This is a genomic window from Herbaspirillum sp. VT-16-41 (genome assembly GCF_001994935.1).
In the GTDB taxonomy this organism is placed as follows: domain Bacteria; phylum Pseudomonadota; class Gammaproteobacteria; order Burkholderiales; family Burkholderiaceae_D; genus Herbaspirillum; species Herbaspirillum frisingense.
Genome location: NZ_MUXB01000283.1, coordinates 1 through 343 on the forward strand (window position 1 = coordinate 1; position 343 = coordinate 343).

The 343-nt window shown below is 67.3% G+C and carries 1 pseudogene; it reads left to right on the plus strand.

The window, feature by feature from the left end:
- Window positions 1-24: 24 nt before the first annotated feature.
- A pseudogene (locus BTM36_RS27430) lies at window positions 25-343 on the plus strand (hypothetical protein); the annotation flags it as partial.

Genomic DNA, 343 nt, shown 5'->3' on the forward strand with positions numbered 1-343 from the left:
CTGGACCGGACAAACCAGAAGGTCGTGCGCAAGAACAACGGCACTGAAGTGTCGTTGTCGAGAACGAAAACCGGCGAAGTGGACCTCATGACCACGGCAACCACGTCGGCACTCACCGGTGATCGCCTGGCCGGGATCAATGCCGCCAGTGCGCGGGGCAGGCTTCCCGGCAATCCCGGCCTGCGTGAGAAGCAGCCCGAGGCATTGGCAAAGCTCTCCGCGGCGCGCAGGCGTGGCCATCTGGCGGACCTGACGGCTGGGATGTCCTCCTGGCTGCCCATCCTGCGGCGCATGCGTCCCGAATACCCCTGGGACGCGGGGGCCCGCACTCTCCGCCCTCCGC